The 20,731-nt window shown below is 37.4% G+C and carries 13 protein-coding genes; 9 read left to right on the top strand and 4 right to left on the bottom strand.

The window, feature by feature from the left end:
• The first annotated feature begins 245 nt into the window (after positions 1 to 245).
• The gene (locus tag RAM17_RS00635; RefSeq protein ID WP_110446952.1) at positions 246 to 1,415 is read left to right on the top strand and encodes a serine hydrolase domain-containing protein; all 1,170 of its coding nucleotides are present in this window, start codon (positions 246 to 248) and stop codon (positions 1,413 to 1,415) included.
• 326 nt (positions 1,416 to 1,741) lie between these two features.
• On the opposite strand, the gene RAM17_RS00640 is transcribed toward RAM17_RS00635, so the two are convergent.
• Positions 1,742 to 3,943 carry a heavy metal translocating P-type ATPase gene (locus RAM17_RS00640; protein WP_110446951.1) on the bottom strand — a complete coding sequence of 734 codons (2,202 nt, stop codon included), beginning with the start codon at positions 3,941 to 3,943 and terminating at the stop codon, positions 1,742 to 1,744.
• Between the two features lie 204 nt (positions 3,944 to 4,147).
• Between RAM17_RS00640 and RAM17_RS00645 the strand changes: the two genes are divergently transcribed.
• Positions 4,148 to 4,468 carry a winged helix-turn-helix transcriptional regulator gene (locus RAM17_RS00645; RefSeq protein ID WP_110447045.1) on the top strand — a complete coding sequence of 107 codons (321 nt, stop codon included), beginning with the start codon at positions 4,148 to 4,150 and terminating at the stop codon, positions 4,466 to 4,468.
• An 87-nt stretch (positions 4,469 to 4,555) separates the two neighbouring features.
• Here the strand turns inward: RAM17_RS00645 and suhB are convergent, their stop codons facing one another.
• The gene (gene suhB / locus RAM17_RS00650) at positions 4,556 to 5,359 is read right to left on the bottom strand and encodes an inositol-1-monophosphatase (RefSeq protein WP_110446950.1); all 804 of its coding nucleotides are present in this window, start codon (positions 5,357 to 5,359) and stop codon (positions 4,556 to 4,558) included.
• A gap of 565 nt (positions 5,360 to 5,924) precedes the next feature.
• Here suhB and RAM17_RS00655 point away from each other — a divergent pair.
• From RAM17_RS00655 to RAM17_RS00675, 5 genes are all read left to right on the top strand, one after another.
• Positions 5,925 to 6,623 carry a POTRA domain-containing protein gene (locus tag RAM17_RS00655; RefSeq protein WP_306240405.1) on the top strand — a complete coding sequence of 233 codons (699 nt, stop codon included), beginning with the start codon at positions 5,925 to 5,927 and terminating at the stop codon, positions 6,621 to 6,623.
• On the top strand, positions 6,584 to 7,630 hold the full coding sequence (locus RAM17_RS00660) for a ShlB/FhaC/HecB family hemolysin secretion/activation protein (protein WP_306240407.1): 1,047 nt from the start codon (positions 6,584 to 6,586) through the stop codon (positions 7,628 to 7,630). The genes RAM17_RS00655 and RAM17_RS00660 overlap by 40 nt, the downstream gene beginning before the upstream one ends.
• 109 nt (positions 7,631 to 7,739) lie before the next feature.
• Positions 7,740 to 11,246, top strand: a complete 3,507-nt coding sequence (locus tag RAM17_RS00665) for a two-partner secretion domain-containing protein (protein WP_306240410.1) — start codon at positions 7,740 to 7,742, stop codon at positions 11,244 to 11,246.
• Entirely contained in the window at positions 11,197 to 19,380 is an 8,184-nt protein-coding gene (locus RAM17_RS00670) for a hemagglutinin repeat-containing protein (protein ID WP_306240412.1), read from the top strand. The genes RAM17_RS00665 and RAM17_RS00670 overlap by 50 nt, the downstream gene beginning before the upstream one ends.
• Positions 19,381 to 19,385: 5 nt before the next feature.
• Positions 19,386 to 19,847: an SMI1/KNR4 family protein gene (locus tag RAM17_RS00675; RefSeq protein WP_110446943.1), complete on the top strand. Its 462-nt coding sequence runs from the start codon at positions 19,386 to 19,388 to the stop codon at positions 19,845 to 19,847.
• 11 nt (positions 19,848 to 19,858) lie between these two features.
• Here the strand turns inward: RAM17_RS00675 and RAM17_RS12480 are convergent, their stop codons facing one another.
• On the bottom strand, positions 19,859 to 20,005 hold the full coding sequence (locus RAM17_RS12480) for a SymE family type I addiction module toxin (RefSeq protein ID WP_372339530.1): 147 nt from the start codon (positions 20,003 to 20,005) through the stop codon (positions 19,859 to 19,861).
• A gap of 64 nt (positions 20,006 to 20,069) precedes the next feature.
• Between RAM17_RS12480 and RAM17_RS00680 the strand changes: the two genes are divergently transcribed.
• Positions 20,070 to 20,198 carry a hypothetical protein gene (locus RAM17_RS00680; RefSeq protein WP_255518866.1) on the top strand — a complete coding sequence of 43 codons (129 nt, stop codon included), beginning with the start codon at positions 20,070 to 20,072 and terminating at the stop codon, positions 20,196 to 20,198.
• A 1-nt stretch (position 20,199) separates the two neighbouring features.
• A complete protein-coding gene (locus RAM17_RS00685) occupies positions 20,200 to 20,403 on the top strand; it encodes a hypothetical protein (protein ID WP_110446942.1) in 204 nt (67 codons plus the stop codon).
• Between the two features lie 52 nt (positions 20,404 to 20,455).
• On the opposite strand, the gene RAM17_RS00690 is transcribed toward RAM17_RS00685, so the two are convergent.
• Positions 20,456 to 20,689, bottom strand: a complete 234-nt coding sequence (locus RAM17_RS00690) for a SymE family type I addiction module toxin (RefSeq protein WP_110446941.1) — start codon at positions 20,687 to 20,689, stop codon at positions 20,456 to 20,458.
• Between the last annotated feature and the right edge of the window lie 42 nt (positions 20,690 to 20,731).

Raw genomic sequence — 20,731 nt, forward strand, 5'->3', positions numbered from 1 at the left:
TATATAATTAAGTAACCTCATACATAACAGAGCTATCGTTCTTCATGGCTAAACAGCATACACTTTACACTAACAAATTAAATGGAACTGATAATAGAAAAATAATGTTAAATTACATAAGTATAACTCTTAATAGGAAACCAACTAAACATCGTCAAAATAAATTCATTTAGCATATTTATTATGCTTACAAAAAAACATATACTATTAGGTGAAATAATAATCAATCAAGAGTTAAGACAAAAATGAAAGTTAGTTGTTTTTCTGCAAATGTTGGACAAGCAATCAATAAAGTGAATCAATATGCGATAGATAAAAAACATATAGTTGGATCTGTTGTTATGGTTGCTAAAGAGGGACAAATAATCTATCAACAAGCATCCGGCTATGCTGATAAAGAACAAAAATCAACCATGCAAGTTGACTCACAATTTTTGCTTTCATCCGTTACCAAACCGATAGTTAGTGCAGCCGCATTATGTTTAGCAGAAAAAGGGCTACTAAAATTGGATTCGCCTGTTACTGATTATCTACCTTATTTCACTCCAAAACTAGAAAATGGCCAGCAACCAGTTATTACTTTGCATCACTTATTAACCCATAGTGCGGGACTAAAATATCGTTTTTGCGAACCTCATGGTGAAGGCATTTATAATACATTACAGATTTCAGACGGCTTTGATCAAATAGCAACTGATTTAGATGAAAATCTTCATCGATTATCAAAAGCTCCTCTTCTTTTTGCTCCTGGAACAAATTGGTGTTATTCATTGGCATTAGATGTCCTAGGTGGAGTATTAACTGCTGTCACTCAACAACCATTAGAAGAAATAATAAAAACTACCATAACGATTCCTTTGAATATGGCAAAAACCGGCTTTACCATACCAGATAATAATCAATTAGTTACTCACTATTATAATGCTTTACCGGAACCATTACCTATGCCAAGCCCTTATTTTATGCAATTAGATGAATCATCGAATAACGGGATTGTTTCTTATGATCCTAAACGCATATTTAATCATAAAGCCTATCATTCAGGTGGGGCTGGTATGGTTGGTACTGCCCCTGATTTTATGCAATTTCTGTTATCATTAACTTCAATAAATACTGATTTAAGTAACAATAAACTAATGGATACAATGGCGAAGTGTTATATAAGTAGTGAATATGGTACAAAAGGGCCAGGATGGGGATTCGGTTATGGTGGTGCGGTGCTTGATGACCCGATCTTAGCGCAAACACCACAGAGTAAAGGAACTATTCAATGGGGCGGTGTGTATGGTCATAATTGGTTTTATGATCCTCAACAAGAATTAGCTGTAGTCATTTTGACTAATACCGCAATTGAAGGAATGTTGGGACACTATCCAGTAAAAATTAGAGATGCTATTTATCATTGTTTAGCATGATGCTATTCCGATAGGAAAATTTTGCCGGTTTTTGGCTTTAATTTATCTGAAAATGCCGATTGAAAAAACACCCTATAAGATGGTGCTTTTTCAATCAAGTATTTGAATCTTCGCATAGTGAAATATTTATACTTATCCAATTAATCGTTTTTTCAATTAGTTTCATTCTGATTTATATTATATTCACCACTAATCTACTATAGATATTACCCTTATTAGATCCGAGCGATAAAAAGGATCCAAAATCGATTAATTTGGGACAATATTTGCATTAATTACTTGATCTAAAATTAATTTATTACCATAAAGCATTTGTTCAAAATAAATTATTTTGACCGAGAACGTGCTTGCCAACGTTTTAACAATAAAGCATTAGTCACTACACTTACACTGCTAAGTGCCATAGCAGCGCCGGCTATCATTGGATTTAAGAAGCCGAAGGCAGCAAGAGGAATGCCAATTAAATTATAGAAAAAAGCCCAAAATAAATTTTGCTTAATTTTATTATAGGTTCGGCGAGAGATATCAATAGCATCGGCAATTAAAAATAGATTGCCACGCATCAACGTTATACTTGCTGCATGCATCGCGACATCAGTCCCTGTTCCCATAGCAATACCAATATCAGCAGCTGCTAACGCAGGTGCATCATTAATACCATCACCAACCATTGCCACTTTATGATTGCTATTACTACTTTTAATATTTTGGTCTTCTTTTTGTAATTGATAAATATAATTGGCTTTATCTTGCGGTAAAACATCAGCAATAACTTTATCTAAACTTAATTGTTGCCCTACATAATTAGCGGCTTGTTGATTATCACCAGTTAACATAACTGTATTTACGTTTAATTTATGTAATGCATTAATGGCATTTTTTGCTTCTGGTTTAATTACATCAGCAAAACCAAATAAAGCTAATATCACAACACCATTTTCTGATTGCTGTTTAGCTAAAAATGAGATTGTATAGCCTTTTTGGGTAAGTTCATTAATTTTATCCTGCATATCCACAAAATAAGCATTTAACGATTTCATCCAACGTAAACTGCCTAAATAAAACTGATGATTATCAATCGTTGCCATTACACCTGAACCAGCAACCGAAGTAATATTCTGAGCATAGTTATACGATTTAGCCTTAGCTAAAGTTGCTTTTGCTAATGGGTGTTCACTACCTGCTTGCATCGATGCAGCAAGTGAAACAATTTCATCGGCTGTTTCAGTGCCCATCACATCTAATTCAACTAACTCTGGTTTACCCACCGTTAATGTGCCTGTTTTATCAAACGCTACCGTATTAACATTATGTAAAGTTTCAAGTGCCTCAGCATCTTTAATTAAGATACCATGGCGAGCAGCAACACCCGTACCAACCATTATCGCCGTTGGTGTCGCCAGTCCCAATGCACATGGGCAAGCAATGACTAACACAGCAACGGCATGTAGCAAAGCTTGTTGCCAATCTTGAGAAATAAAGCCCCATGCAAGTAGAGTAATCAGAGCAATGATTAAAATTACAGGAACAAAAATAGCACTTATTCGATCGACAATACGTTGAATGGGCGCTTTTTTAGCTTGAGCAGATTCGACCATAGCGATAATCTTAGACAAAGTCGAATCAGCTTGTACCGCTGTTGTTTTTACTATCAATAATCCTTCACCATTAATAGTGCCGCCGGTTACCACACTATTGGGGGTTTTATTAACGGGAAAACTTTCTCCTGTCAACATAGATTCATCACAACTTGATGCGCCTTCAATAACAACACCATCAACAGGAACTCGCTCACCGGGTTTAATCACAACCACATCATCAACCTTAACTTGACTTATCGGTAAACTCACTTCTTGGTCGCCTTGTCGAACTAACGCAACTTCAGGGCGAAGTGCAGAAAGTGCCTCAATCGCTTGAGTCGTTTGATGTTTGGCTCTTGACTCTAACCATTTACCAATTAAGATTAATGTAATAATAACAACCGACGACTCAAAATAAAGATGATCATCATTACCGATGATAAGTTGATAAAGCGACAATCCATAAGCAGCACTGGTACCAATAGCAACTAGCAAATCCATATTTCCTGATAATGCTTTGGCGGCATTAAAACCACTTCGATAAAATTTAGCGCCAAGACCAAATTGCACAATCGAAGCAATCACTAATTGCAACCAAGCGGGCATCATCCAATGAATAGCAAACGGTTCAAGTAACATCGGCAACACAAAAGGAATCGCTAAGATAACAGAGATAATAATCGGCCAAATTGATGCTTGTTTACTCATATCTTGGGCATGAATTTCTGGTTCAGTAATCTTTACGGCGTGGTAACCAGCTTTATCGACTGCTGCCATTAAGGCTTCTAATTGCACATTAGTATTGGTTTCAACTGTTGCCTTTTCGGTCGCAAGGTTAACACTAACATTAATCACGCCATCAATCTTTTTTAATGCTTTTTCAACACGACTAACGCATGATGCGCAACTCATCTCTTCCACAAAAAAATTATATTCGATGGTTTTCATTTGATGTTTCCCTTGGTTTTTGATGTGATTTATATAGCTATTTTAATATTAATTATCCTTTTAACAAGAATGCACTTTTTTGATATATACTACCTAAAAAGATACCATTGAGATAATAATGTGAAAAATAATCCGATTAATACCACTTGTTGTGGAAAAGAACATCAACCTATCACCTGTTGTCCAGTTGATGCTACAATTAATATGATTGGTGGTAAATATAAATCGCTCATTTTATGGAAACTGATGACCGAAACCACCTTAAGATTTTCACAATTACAGAAAGAAATTCCAACTGCTACACCTAAAATGCTAACCCAACAGCTACGTGAACTTGAAGCAAATGGCCTAATTCATCGACACGTTTATCCCGTTGTACCACCTAAAGTAGAATATTCTTTAACCAACTTTGGCAAAAGTATCAGGCCTGTTCTCGAATCGATGTATATTTGGGGTAGTGACTATTTAAACAATCAAGGCTTACAAGTTAATTGTTCCATGACAGCAATAACTGATCCACAATAACCAATAGCAAATTTATATTTTTGATAAAAGATATAAAGACAAAATGCAGGGATAAGACAGCCCTGCATTTAGATAAAGAAAGTAAAATTAATTACGCAAATTTTCTGGCCAATCATTTTGAGTAGAAACAAGCAGATCTTTAACGATTCTTGGATTGCCTGCAACTATGTTACCAGAAACCATATAATTATTACCGCCAGCAAAATCAGTAACCACGCCACCAGCTTCACGTAAAATCAGCTCACCAGCAGCAATATCCCATGGTTTTAAGCCGATTTCAAAAAAGCCATCTAAACGCCCTGATGCGACATAAGCTAAATCTAATGCTGCTGAACCTGTACGACGAAAATCACCACATTTAGTAAATAGCTTTTGCAACACTGCAAAATAACTATCGCTGTGTTGTTTAGCTTTAAAAGGGAAAGCCATTGCCAAAACACTACCATCTAAGTCTTTAGCATTACTTACGCGGATACGGTAACCATTTAGTTGTGCGCCTTTACCTCGTGCAGCAGTAAAAAGTTCATTACTCATTGGATTATACACAACAGCAACTTCAGTTTTACCTTTAACTCGAGCGGCAATCGAAACAGCAAAATGAGGAATATTTTTAATAAAATTAGTAGTACCATCAATTGGGTCAATTATCCATTGCGTTTCAGCATCATTACCTTTAGCTAATCCACTTTCTTCAGCAATAATAGTATGATCAGGATACGCTTTCTTGATCGTTTCGATAATTAAGGCTTCAGCAGCACGATCAGCGTTAGTAGCAAAATCGTTAGCACCTTTAGTGTCAATTTCGATTGAACTTGGATTTTCATAAGCCTTAATGGCCACATTACCTGCTTTACGAGCAGCACGAATAGCAATATTCAGCATCGGATGCATAATTTTCTTCCAATTGATGATGTTAAAGAACGGGTTGATTTAGCAACACAGCAAGTATTACTAAAAATTGCCACATAGTATAAAGGTTTTATACTTACTTTGCCAGCCATTGTTAATAGAGGAAAACTTAAAATAAAAAAATTAGTCGAATCAGCAATATTTATACAAGTAAAAACATAACTAGCAATAATAATTAGCCATATTAATACTAGTCACAATATATTTTTGGTGTTTCATCATCAATATATCTTCGTCATTTTACTGTTACTCATCTAACCACTCTGTACTAAAAATAAACATAAAATCAGAGTAATTACTTGATTAATCTAATAAATATATTTAAAGATTTAAGCAAAATCCCCCAAAACATTTATTACTGATGTTTATAAAAAAAGGAGCGGTTAATCGAATAAGTAATTGAAATAAACAATACGAATGATATTGAATATATCATTAAAAGATATTATAAATTGATATATATCAGTTTTACGCGTGGATCTTCCTGTATTTTGTTGTTAGCATGGTTTTTATGTCTATTTTTATGTGATGTTATGTTGTAATTAATATGATAAATTTATCGATTAAAAAACATTTATTTGCCTGGGGTGCCATTATCATACCCTCGTTTGTTGCGTTAGCTGAACCACCGCCAAAAACGCAACAACTGAGTGATCAGCAACTGATCCGCCAACAAGAGCGTGATAGAGCCCTTCAAGATACATTAACGCCTTCGGCACCTGACATCCATTTATTACCACCAACTCATGAAACAAGTGACATCCATTTTCCAACAGAGTCATTTTGTTTCAATATTCATCAGGTGCAATTATTAGAACGAGATAAATTACCTTGGTTTATTCCTATCAATAAACTGGCTCGTCAAGCCGAGCACCGTTGTTTAGGTGTAGAAGGTGTCAATTTATTGATGACCAAAATACAAGACCGCTTAATTAGCTATGGATATATCACCACTCGCGTGGTGGCGCCTGAGCAAGATTTAACGTCAGGCACATTAAAACTATTATTAGTGGAAGGAAAAGTACGAAAACTCTACTACAGTGATGATAGTGATAAATATGCTCAATTGTATAGCGCAATGCCAGTAAGAGAAAATCAACCTCTTAACTTACGTGATATCGAACAAGGTCTGGAAAACCTACAGCGGTTACCGACAGTTTCCAGTCAAATGAAACTGGTACCGGGCGATAAGCAGGGGAAAGTGATGTGGTTATCACGCGAGAGCAAAGCAAAATGTGGCGATTAGGGTTATCGGTTGATGATTCGGGAACAAAAGCGACTGGCCGAGACCAAGCTGGTGCGACTTTATATTTAGACAATCTATTATCCTTAAGCGATGCGTTTTATGTCTCCGGTGGTCATGATATTAATGGTAAAGGAAAATATGGCTCACGTAACTTCCTTTTATCTTATTCTATCCCTTATGGCTATTGGTTACTGAGCGCATCATTATCCGGCAATAAATACCATCAAACGATAGCCGGTCAAAATGAGAATTTTGAGTATAGTGGTCGCAGCCGCAATGCTAATGTACAAATCAGCCGAGTAATTCATCGTAATGAATCACAAAAAACAACCTTAAGTTATGGCATAACCCTTCGTGAATCCCATAACTATATTAATGACACTGAAATAGAGAACGAACAACGTAAAACTACGCATTGGCAATTAGGGTTACAACATCGACATTATATTGACGATATGACTTTAGATGTGGGTGTTAGCTATCAAAAAGGGGTTCGTTGGTTTAACGCCAAAAAAGCCCCCGAAGAAGACAATCCTGAAGATACCAGCAGTGCATTGTCAAATATTTTTCTGGTTAATTTCTCCGCCAATGTGCCATTTAAAGTGAAAGAGCAGTCGTTTCGCTATCGTTTAGACTATCAAGGCCAATATACCCGTGGCGATGACTTAACTTCACCAGACCAATTTTCAATTGGTGGCCGTTGGTCTGTACGTGGTTTTGATGGGGAATTAACATTAAAAGCAGACCGTGGATGGTACTTGCGTAATGAACTTTCCTGGCAAGGGCCATTTAATCATGAACCATATTTAGGTATCGATACGGGTGAAGTGTCGGGTGCTAAAAGTGAGTCCCTACTAGGTCGACACTTAACCGGTGGCGTGGTTGGTATTCGTGGAAATAATTATGGTTTTTATTATGATTTCTTTGCCGGTAAACCAATCCGCAAACCCAAAGGTTTTAAAACCAACCCATTAACATTGGGCTTTAATGTTAACTGGAACTATTAAAATTATTATTTAGTCATACGAAGCAATAAATACAAACAAAAGCAAGTCCTAACGTTGTACCGTAGTCAATCTAAAACAAGAATAAGCAGTATTAAGTAAGGAATAGATGATGAATAAGAAGTTATATCGAGTTATTTTTAATAAAAAGCGTGGTTTACAAATGGTGGTAGCGGAAATCGCTAAAACTTCAGGTGGTAAAGAAAAAACAGCTACGGATGAAAAACTACCGGCACTCAAATCACTTTTTTACACACTTAAACCGATAACCTTATTCGTATCTCTCTCGTTAGGTTTTGTCACCCTCTGTTCACCTGTTTATGGTGCCAGCGATATTGTTGCCGATAAACAAGCCGCGAAACATCAACAACCGCAAGTGATTAATACCGCTAACGGTATTACACAAGTCAATATTCAAACGCCAAACAAAAAAGGGGTTTCTCACAATAAATATCAGCAATTTGATGTTGCACAGCAAGGGGCGATATTAAACAACAGCAGTAAAATCAGTCAAACTCAAATTGCGGGTCATGTACAAGGTAATGAATTTTTAAAAAACAGTGGACCGGCTAAAATCATTTTAAATGAGGTCAATTCTCGTAACCCAAGTCAACTTAATGGTGTACTTGAAGTCGCCGGTCAAAAGGCGCAAGTTATCATTGCCAACCCCTCAGGCATTACCTGTAATGGTTGTGGCTTTATTAATGCCAGTCGCTCAACGCTCACGACAGGTAAACCTATTCTACAAAATGGTGACTTAACCGGTTATCAGGTTGAGCAAGGTAAGATTACGGTCACCGGAAAAGGATTAGATAGTTCAGAGCAAAGCTATACCGATTTAATTTCCCATACAGTATCAGTCAACTCAGCTATTTGGGCAAATGAGCTTAATGTGGTAACGGGGAAAAATAAGGTTAGCCAAGACAGCCAAACCGTTGAGCCTTTAGATGATACTAATTCAAGTGAAAGACCTGAGGTATCTATTGATGTCTCGCAATTTGGCGGGATGTATGCTGGCTCAATACGCATGGTGGGCACCGAAAAAGGGGTCGGTGTACATAATGCAGGTGAATTAGGTGCCAGCATCAACAATATTAGCATTAGTGCCGAGGGTAAAATAACTAACCGCGGAGCGATACAGGCGACAAAAGATATTCAAATCAGTAGCCGAGATAATATTGATAATCAAAAACAAATTTACAGTAAACAAAATATTAAACTCAATAGTGGTAAAACCATTAATAATGATGGAACGTTAATTGCACAAAAAGATATAAAACTTAGTGCCAATAACATCCATAGTCAGCAAAAGAGTGCCATCATTGCGGGTATTGATACACAAGGTAAACTGACGCAATCAGGTAATATTAACGCCGATGCTAATGTCATTGCCTTAAACGGTCAAAATAAAGCCGGTGACAAATTATCATTAAAGGCCAAGCAAGCCATTAATCTTGATGATAGCCAAACGTATGCCAATGAGATAAATCTGATTGGTGACCAACTTTCGATTAAATCAGCACATTTACAAACTGAGCAACAACTCAATTTAAATCATACCGTATCAATTGATACCTCCAACGCCACATTGCAAACCAAAAAAGGGATTGCCGTATCAACCGAGACATTAACCAATAACAATGGCACATTCATTGCTGACGAAGATGTTGCAGTGAAGGCAAATCATGTGCAAAGTCAAGCTGCTAACATCTTAACGTATGGCAAATTGACCATTGATGCCGATGATATAGATATGCAAAAAGCCGCGTTAAGTGCTAAAGATGCTATCACTGTTTCCGCTGGCAACATCAATGCTGATGAGCTTGAAATTATCACTGAACAGGACCTAAAGATTAAGGCACAAAATTTATCGGCTAACCAAGCGGATTTACAAGCGAAGAAGTCAATTCATATCAATGCCAATAACCTTTATGCACAATATCTTAAACTACTGACCACTGATGCGTTATCACTAAAGGCGAATCATTTAGTGTTAAATTATTCACAAATCAGTGCATTAGGTTATCTTGATGTTGCCGCTAAAACACTACAGAATAAACAATCACGTTGGATTGCTGACAAGGATATCAATGTTAAAGCTGAGGACATTGACAACCAATCAAGTCAATTAAAAGCAACGGGTTCGATTAATTATCTATTTACGCATTTAAATAACAACGATACCGTCTTAGTCAGTGGTCAAGATTTAATCTTTACTGGTGATAAATTACAAAATATCAACGCAAAATGGCAAAGTGGTCATAACACCACCATCAATATAACAGGTTTATTTGATAATCAATCAAGCCTCATTGTATCAAAAGGTGAATTAGCGATACGGGCGCTAACAATAAATAACAATGATGGCGATTTAATTTCAGGCAAGTCATTAACTATTAATAGCAAACAATTAGCCAGTGAAAATAGCGTATTACAAGCCGAGCAAGCCCTTAAATTAACGGCCAGTGAACAGTTTGATGGCCAATCAGCAACGTTATATTCAGACCAGCAAATTGAAATTAATAGTGATAAAATCGATTTAAATCAGGCCTATGTCGGTTCGAAAGGTGATATTACATTAAAAGGGCAACATCAACAATTAAACGAAAGTGAACTCCTCTCTAATGGCCAAATTGCAATTACTGCTGCCAATATTCATGCGGATGATGCCATTATTAAGTCCGCAAAAGATATAATCATTAATGCATTAGCCTTTGTGGCATTTAATCGAGCACAGCTTGTTACCAATCAACAATTAAAGATTAAAACCGAGCAAGCCGATACGGCAGAATCAAAGATGTATGCAAAATCGGGTATGCATATAGACGTAACAACACTGAATAACCAACATTCAAATTGGTTAAGTGAAAGTACTATCTCACTGTTTGCAAATCAGTTTAATAATCAAAAGTCGATCCTTGAAGCCAAACAAAATATTGATATTGATGCTACACAATTTAATAATCAAGAGACGGTATTATTAACTGATGGTCGTCTGATTATTAATGCAACAGATATTGATAATACCTCAGCGCAGATTCAGACTAAAGACGGCATAACTATTAATGCCAATAATCAATTATTTAATGATAACACCAAACTTATCACTGAAAATGACATTGATATTCATGCTAATGTGATAAGTAATACTCATGCCCAGTTATCCAGTAATCAATCTATCGCTATCAATGCTCAGCATCTTGATAACCAACATAGTACATTTTTTACTGGTGGTAAAATAAACGTTACAAGTAACATTATTAATAATGAAAAGAGTGAAATTAAAGCGAAGCAAGGCATTGATATCCAAACCGATTCATTAGCCAGTGATGAAGCGGATTATCTCACTGAAGGGGATTTCAATCTTAATAGCCAAGATGCCTCGCTTAATAAAGCAAAAATTGCCAGTAAAGGTAACATGCACATTGTCGGTGAACAAACGTTGTCGATGCAAGAGGCACAGCTAACGTCACTAAAAAATATGCAGCTTAATGCCAACACACTTAATAGCTCAGCATCAGACATTTACAGTTTAGGTAATATTGATATTACCGCACAAACCGTAAAGAATGATAAAGCCTCACTCATCAGTGACCAAGAGCATCACCATACACGCTGACACGATAGATACAACTGAGAGTGAAATAGGCGCAGAGGGGGATATCAACGTCAGCGCCATAACACTTAACAATAATAAAGCTAAATGGATAGCTAAAAAAGCCATCAGCATTAATGCGCAGCAGTTAGCCAATACAGCTGCTCAATTAGCCAGTCATCAATCACTCAATATCCATGCTAAGCAAATTGACAATCAGCATGCCGTGCTTAGTGCAAAAGAAACTATAGCCATTGATGCTGATGATCTAGATAACAGCCAAGCAAAATTATTTAGTGACCAATCTGTTATCATAGCGGCAAATCACTTAATTAACCGTGAAGGGGTGATTAAAGCAGCGGATGAAATTACGATTAACAGTCAAAACATTGATAATAATCAAGCTATTTTTGTTGCTGAAAAGGATATTCAGATCCATGCCAACACACTGAATAATACCAAAGCAGCACTTCAATCCCAATCACAAATAGTGTTAAAAGCCGATCAGCTAAATAATGCGTCAGCATTACTGCTCGCGGGTGATAAAGGGCTTAATATCACCAGCCAAAACCTGAATAATCAGCAAGCGCAGCTTTATTCTAAAGGGGATTTAACAATCGACACCCAGAGCATGGATAATCAACATGCTAAAATGATTGCTGAAAAAGCCTTGAATATTCATACTGACCAGTTAAACAATCAACATGCCGAATTACAGGCTAAAGGCAATATCACGATTGACGCAACTGAGCAAAATAATCAGCAAGCGACAATATTATCGGAAAACGATATCAAACTAAAAGCCACTGAGAGTTTAGATAACCGTGAAGCACAGTTCACCGCAAATGGGTTGATAGATATTCAATCAACCCATCATATCGACAATTCACAGGCTAACTTACTCTCTAATAAGGGTATAGTTTTAAAATCAGCAAATGTGATAAATCAATCGGCGACATTAAAAACCAATGGACTGATAGATATCAAAGCAAACTCACTTGATAATCAAGCATCTGAATATCAGGCCAATAATATCGTGCTTGAAATTGATGATTTAAACAACCAACAAGCCAAATTAACCGCCAATCAAAATCTGATAATCAATGCCCAAGACTTTGATAACACGCAAGGGCAATTACTGGCCAATGATATCTATTTAAAAACTAAAGCATATCGTGGTGATGGCACCATGAAAAGCCAAAATAATTTATCACTGGATTTACAAGACAGTTTTATTAATGAAAGTGAATTGTCTGCAAATGGGCATTTAGCGATTCGCACACAAAAAGATATTGTTAATAAAAATAAAATTACTGCAGGTCAACAAGTTTCCTTAGAAAGCCAGCAGTTAACCAATGAACAACACGCTGAAATTAGTGCTGAGTATCTCTCATTAAAACACCAAAACGTGACCAACCATGGCTTAATTGATGCAACAACGGCGGTGATGCGAACCCATCAATTAGATAATTTAGCCGGTGGCCGAATTTATGCAGATAACTTAGCTATTCATGCCAATATATTAAATAATCTGGCAAACAATAACATGGCTCCGGTCATTGCAGCTCGACAAAATTTCCATTTAGGTGTGGGTACGTTAAATAACTATGCCCATGCCCAATTACTTAGTTTAGGTAATTTTGTGATTGGCGGTGAACTGGATGAAAACTGGAGTGTGACTGGCTCTGCCAAGCAAATTAATAACCACTCAGCCACGATTGAAGCACAGGGTGATTTATATATAGCGACTAATGAACTTAATAATATGAATGATCATATTGTTACTGAAATGCGCCCAACGGATGAGCCACCTGAAACCGAAACCTACTTCCAAACTTCAAACGGGGATGGTCAAGCTAAATATTCACCTAATGAAGTGACATATCGTATCCATAGAAAACGTATGCCCGGTATAGCTTGTCAAAGTGGTGCAAGCCATAAACGATGTTTTTATTGGTGGAATGATATTCCTGAGCATTTACGGCATTCGGGTAGTTTACAACGAATGAGTGTTCCATCAAAAGGGATTAATGGTGTTGCCGACTCATGGGAATTTAATGTCATTAAACATAAATACCGTACCGTTATTTTAGAGACAGATCCAAGTAAAATCAGTGCTGCGGGTAATGTGATTATTCACGGACAAACCATTAATAATCAAGACAGTAAAATAGTTGCGGGTAACACGGTCAATATTAATGCAACCCAACTTAATAATCATGCTCAAGAAGCAGTCTCTAAATATGTGTATTCAGGAAGTATTTATCTACATAAAAGGCATAAGCAGGACAAATATGGCTGTTACTATCAAGGTGAATATAATAAAGCCGATGAAATTTTCGTTGATAATGCATTAAATAAAAATATTGTCGACCATCAAATTGTTGAAAAAACATCATTGACTGAGCAACCACGCAGTGAAGTGAATGTTGAAAACAAACATAACCAAGTTGCGGTGGATAAAACCGTCAATGATACACTGACCCAACAAGCTAAAGTGGTTTCAGCACAAAGTATTGCCATTAATTCAAATCAATCAGATAGAACTCATATCAAAACTGATGCCAACCATCAACCAGGCACCATTACGTCGATTCTGCCAAAACCGACAACAACAATTGAAGAGGATTTACCTCATCAGGAAAATAATCCCCCTGCCGTTGATGAATCGACACTACCTGAAGCCGGCAATGACATAACACCATCGAAAACCATTAGTGTTTATGAGCCGGACTTAACCTTACCAGATAATAGCTTATGGATAGTCAATAAAGAGACTGACAAAAATTATATTGTTGAAACCGATCCGCGTTTTACTAACCGTAAAAAATGGTTAAGTTCTGATTATATGATTAATCGTCTAAGTGGCAACCCAGATTCAGTATTAAAACGGTTAGGAGATGGTTACTATGAACAACAACTTATTCAACAACAAATTGTTGGCTTAACCGGTCACCGTTACTTGCACGGCTATAAATCTGATATGGAACAATATCAGGCATTAATGGATGCGGGTATCAGTTTTGCTAAAGAATTTGGTATTGCAATTGGGGTGGAATTAACCGGCGAGCAAATGCGGGCATTAACCAACGATATCGTCTTGTTAGTGAAAAAAAGCATTATGGTAAATGGTCAACCAACTGAGGTACTTGTACCACAAGTCTATATGGTTAACCGACCTCAATTAGGTACTGATGGCGCATTAATTGCGGGTGACAATATTTTTGTTAAAGGTGAACAACTCAATAACACCGGCTTAATTGCCGCCAAACAAGATGCGTTATTACAAGGCCATGATGTCACTAACAAAGGGACCATCTATGGTGACCGAATTCAAATTGAAGCCGAAAATGATATTACCAATTTGGGTCACCTATTTGGTGACAAATTAGTTTATTTATCAGCCGATAACGATATTAATTTATTATCAAGCACGCGTACCCAAACCCGCGATCGAAATCGGCTGACCAATATTGATCAGGCCAGTACGATTTTGGTGAATAATGGCAATATTGTGATTGATGCCGGTCACGATATTAATGCAAAAGCCGGTTATATTGTCAATAATGGCAACGAAGGTAACACTTGGTTACAAGCTGGCCATAACATAGGCTTTACTACCGCAGAGCTGGAAGAAAAATTTGATATTACCAGTAAAAAAGATTATCGCAGAACAAACGAAAAAAGCGTTGTAGGTACACAAATTACAGCGGCTAATAATGTTCAGTTAACTGCTGGTAACGATATAACAGCTAAAACCGTAGACATTGCTACCGGTAATCACCTTGGTTTACAAGCAGGAAATGATATCAGTATAGAAGCTTCAAAAGAGCACTTTGATTTAGATGAATTTCATAAAAGTAAATCTAAAGGCTTTTTGAGTAAAACAAAAAGTAGTTCACATACAGTAATAGATAATAATACTTCTAAAGGAAGTGAACTAAGTGCCAATAGTGTAACAATAAAAGCAGGGCATGATTTAGATATATCGGGCAGCATGGTAATAGGGGCGCAAGATGTCTACCTCAATGCGGGTAATAATGTAAATATTGAAGCGGCAGAAGAAACTTATTACCGCTATGAGAAACAAAAAACAAAAACATCTGGAGTATCAACAAGTTCAAAAGGAATAAGTGTTGGTTCGCAATCAACCAAGGCTACCTCAACCTCTAATGAAGTTAATCAATCTCAAGCAGGCAGTTTAGTCGGTACCTCCGGTGGTAATGTGATTATCTCGGCCAATAAACAAGTAACCATTAGTGGCAGTGACATTATTGCCGGTCGAGCAGAAGGTGATGATAAACGCGCCACAGGTCATATAGACATCAGTGGTGAAGATATTTCGATTATCCCTGGCCATGATATTGTTGATAGAAAACAGACTTTCAAATCAAAATCTTCGGGTGTTGGTATTTCGTTTAGTAATCCAATAACTGAGAGTGTGCAAAATATTCATGATATTTTCAAATCCTCAGGTAATAAGGTTGAAAAAGCGAAACAATTTACCGGTGAACTGGCTGCATTAGCTATGGATATAGGTAACCCAGCCTCATCCCCAATTTCATACCATAAATCGTCAACGAAAAGTGAATCAAGTTTACACGGTGAATATAGTAACGGTAGCACATTAACTGCAGCTGGCAATATACAACTTCATGCCACTAATAGTCAGGAAAGGGATGCACAAGGACAATTAACGCATGGCGATGTCGTCATTAGTGGAAGTGACTTAACCGCCGGTGAAGCCATCATTATTGATGCTAATCGTCACGTCATTATTGAAACTGCTACCGATAAACAATCGGAATACAGTAAAACTAAAAGTAAAAACTGGAGTGCAACGACGGCTGGACCAACGGCGGGCTCATCAGTACGATTTATCAATGGTAGCCCAAATCATGGTGCAAGCATCTTACCATTTGGTAGTGAAAGCTCAGGGAATCGAAGTAATAGTGATGTAGTGGGTCAAAATGCCTCCACGCTCACGGCAAATAACATTGCCATCAATAGCCATGAAGGCAACATCGACATTAAAGGTAGCCTATTAAATACTCAAGATGATATCAACTTACGTGCGGAAAAAGGCAATATTGATATTGGTGCTAGTACGAATCAATCACATAGTGAAAGTAAAGGTTACAATAAAGTCGTAGGTGAATTAAATGGCAATGGCTACAGTGGTACAGTTGGCTACCAACACTCCCGTTATAAAGAATTAGAAGATAAAGCAACACAAAGCAATATCCGTAGTGGACTAAACAGTGCTAAAGGCAATATCAATGTTATTGCTGGTGATGACGTCAAACTAGCGGGTGTCGATATTACCGCTGGTAAATCAGTAAACTTAACGGGTAAAAATGTCATTATGGAAACCAGTGAGGACAATATTTACCAAAAAGTAGAGACTCAAAATAAACAATATGGAGTAACAGTCTCGGCCTCTGGTTATGCGGTCACCGCAGCACAGTCAATTGAAAAAGCAGCAAAAGCGATTGAAAATAAGGAAGATAAACGTTTAGCCGCTATTTATATGGCACAAGCCGGTGTAAATGCGGCACAAGCTGATTTAAATATGTCCGATGCACCGGTAGAAGTAAATCAACCAACAGCAAACGCGGAGAGTAATGCTAATGGTGGTGGCTCTTCTTTGATTAAAGTCAACGCAAGCATAACCGCTGATAATTCAAAACAAAAAACAGAGTATAACAGTCATACTCAAGCCGGTACGGTTATTCATGCTGGTCAAAATGTGAATATCAATGCAAAAGAAAATATTGAAGGCAAAGGCGTTAAAATTATAGGTAAAGATGTCAATCTCAATGCGGGTAATGATATCAAATTTGACTCAGCAAACAGCACTGAAAAATTGAAAAGCACGGATTCTGGCAGTCACTATGGTGTTGGTGTCGGCTTTGGATTAGTGGGCGGGCAAAATGGTTTTTCAATTGAGTTAGCCGCCAGTCAATCCAAAGGTAAAGAAAACGGTACCAGTGATATCAATCACAACAGCACCATCACCGCCAGTAATACACTTAACATCCAGAGTGGTCGAGATGTTATTTTAACGGGCGCGGAGCTGTCTGGTGAGCAAGTCATTGCCGATATAGGTCGTCACTTAACCATCAGTAGTGAACAAGATAAAGAAAAATATGATGCTAAACACACCAGTGTTGGTGCAAGTGCCAGCATCTGTGTACCGCCATTTTGCTATGGTGCAAGTAGTGCGAGTGCTAATTTTGCTCAAGACCGGATGAAGAGTAATTATGAATCGGTTAACGAGCAATCGGGCATATTTGCTGGTAGTGGTGGTTATGATATTACTGTGGGTGAACATACCCAACTAAATGGTGCGGTGATAGCCTCTGAAGCTGACCGGTCAAAAAATCGCTTAGATACCGGCACTATTGGCTTTACTGATATTAAAAACAAAGCCGAATATGATGTCAGTAGCGCCTCGGGCTCTATTGGGGTAAGTAAAGGACCTGGTAGTGGTGGTTTTTCACCGACTAGTGGCCAACCAACCGTTTATGACCATAACGATGAAGCCTCGAATATTACGCACTCGGCAATCAGTGACGGTGAGTTAATCATTCGTGACCAAGATAAGCAAACACAAGATATTAATGAACTTAGTCGTGATACCGAAAATGCCCATAGTAAGCTCAAACCTATCTTTAATAAAGAGGATGAACAGACCAAACAAAACATTGTCACTAGCTTACAAGAGTTAGCGTCACAGGTTAAAGAGCTTGAACGCACCATTCATAAAGATGCCGGTAAAGACTCAAAAGATGGTAAAATGGGCAATGACTTTAGTAAAGGGGTTGACTCAGCCGTAGCAATTATTACCAGCATTATCACTGGCGATATTGCTGGTGGCCTTGCTGGCGCCAGTGCTCCATGGTTAGCGGAGCAGATAAAACTGCATACAGGCGATAATGAAGCTGCAAGGTTAATTGCGCATTCCATACTCGGCGCAGTGGTTGCGGAACTACAAGGTAACTCAGGACTTGCCGGTGGAGCTGGTGCTGTGGTCGGAGAAATAGCAGCAGATATCATCCGCAAACAACTGTATGGCAAAGAAGTCAAAGATTTAACCGAAGAGGAAAAAGAAACCATAAGTGCACTATCTCAACTAGCCTCCGGCCTTGCGGTAGCTGCCGGCGGTGGTAATATTGGCGATGCTAGTGCAGCTATTAGCAGCAGTAAAAATGCAGTTGAGAATAATTACGTTAATGTTGGTTTAGCTATGGTTAAAGCCGCAGAAGCGGTATGTAACGGAGATAAAGCCTGTGAACAGCAGGTTATCAAGGAGGGAATAGATAGTTATAATGAAATGATAATAGAAGGTGGTACGCTACAAGTAATAGTTTTGGGAACGCTTATTGTAGCTCCAGCCGCTATTGCAGCAGCAGAAGCGGGAATGGCTGCTTGTTCCGTTAATCCAGTATTATGCGCAAATCAAGTAGCAATTTGGGTGATGGAAACTATTGGCGCAGAAGCAATGCCTGCTGCTGGGTTGGGAATGAGTGCGGCTGAATTGGCTAAGTCATTATCTAAAGCGCAATTAAAAGAACTATCAGCGTTAATGGCAATGGAAAAAAGTGGAGAACTTACGCCTGGACTAGCTAAAAAACTAAAAGAGTTTCTTAATAAAACACCTGAAACAAATATTGTCACCAAAGGATCTTCCGCTACAAATAAGGTTGTAGTAAATGAGAAAGGCTTGGAGAATGCTGGAAAGGGAACGAATAGTGCAACACAGGCTGATGCAGCAAAATATTTTGGGCAAGAGCGAAAATATTGGAGCAAAGATCCTATAGAGTTTAATGGTAATAAGGTTTATCAACGTAATGATTTGTTTGATCCGAATTTGATGACAACTTGGACAGATAAAGGGAAAATAATTGAAGGAACAAATTTAGAAAGAATGGCATCTGGTCGAGCACCTATTGGTCATGATGGAAATCCGATTAATTTACACCATATGACACAAAATAAAAATGGAGCTATTGCTGAAGTTACGCAAACATTTCATCAACAAAATAAAACTGTGATTCATGTTAATCCTAATACTATTCCTTCGGGAATTAATAGAGGTGAGTTCAATAAATGGAAAACTCAATATTGGATCGAAAGAGCAAAAACATATAGGTAAAAATTATGAATGAAATAACAAAAAATGTACTAATTGAATTCATCAATAAAAACGAAAATATAGTTAATTTTGGTACTCCGGAAGATGCGGTTGATGAATCATGGATTTTAAAAGCTGAAAAATATTTAGGTTTTCCTTTAACTACTTCTTATAAATGGTTTTTACGTGAATACCGTGGTGGTGAAATATGTGGAGAGGAAATATACAGCATTTACGGATTAGATTTTGAATCGGTTAATGGTGGGGATATTGTTTATCATCATATCATTGATATGAAAAATAACATTATAAAAAACACACAACTTGTTGTTAGCCAAACAGATTTTGGTGATGTGTATTATTTTGATTATACTAAATTTGATAATGGGGAATGTCCAATATACATTATGTTCCCATCTGCTGAATGTAAGTTTTATGCTACTAATTTTTATGAATTTTTATATAAAAGAATTAAAGATTATTTATAAGTTATAGTTTTTTAAACTCGTAAATCAATCTCTATAATCAACTTGCCCTGTTCAATCTTAATGATAACAGGGCTGCCCACATAAAAGCCTATCTGCTCCAGCCACCTGCCTTTAATGGTCAGTTGTGGTCGTGGGTTAGGTTTTATGCCTTGTGGCACGTAGCCAATGGTATAAATTGGTAAAGCAGCGTTTAAGTCACAAGCTGAATTACAAAAAACAATATTGCATGAATTACATCGCTTATATACATCATCCTCCGCAGGTGGCGTATCTGGAGCTTTAGCAGCACAAGAAGCAAAAGCTGCATTTGATTTTGCAGAAAAAGCATCAAATATTTTAGGGAACAAATAATATGAGTAGTGAAACAGTTATGAAATGGATTGAAGCAGGAAAAAGTATTGCTACAGATCCAACAATAAAAGTACTTTGCCCTGTGTGCCAAAAAACTTATTTGCAGGTAACGGATATTTCAAATGAAAATAATCCTTCTGAAATTGAGCGTCAGATGTTATGTAACAAGTGCGGGGCATTTAATGCTCTTAGATTGACCCGATAAACCCTATAAAAATAAGATCCCCACGCTGTGGGGATCTTATTTTTATCCATTTCTAGATCTGCATAGCAAGTTCAATAATTAACTTATCCTGCTCAACCTTAATGATGACCGGGTGCCCAGCAAAGAAGCCTATCTGCTCAAGCCAGCGCTCCTTAATAGTGAGCTGCGGCTGGGGGTTGCTAAATCCGCCGTTAGGTGTGTAACCAATAGTATAAAACCGCTCGGTGGGTAGCGGTGTCGATTCTTTGCATGTGGTTGATTTTAGCTTAGAATATACTTTAGACATAGTTAGCTCTTTTACACATAATTCTCGCAAACTCTACCATTT

This window comes from Gilliamella apis, assembly GCF_030758615.1.
GTDB lineage: Bacteria > Pseudomonadota > Gammaproteobacteria > Enterobacterales > Orbaceae > Gilliamella > Gilliamella apis_A.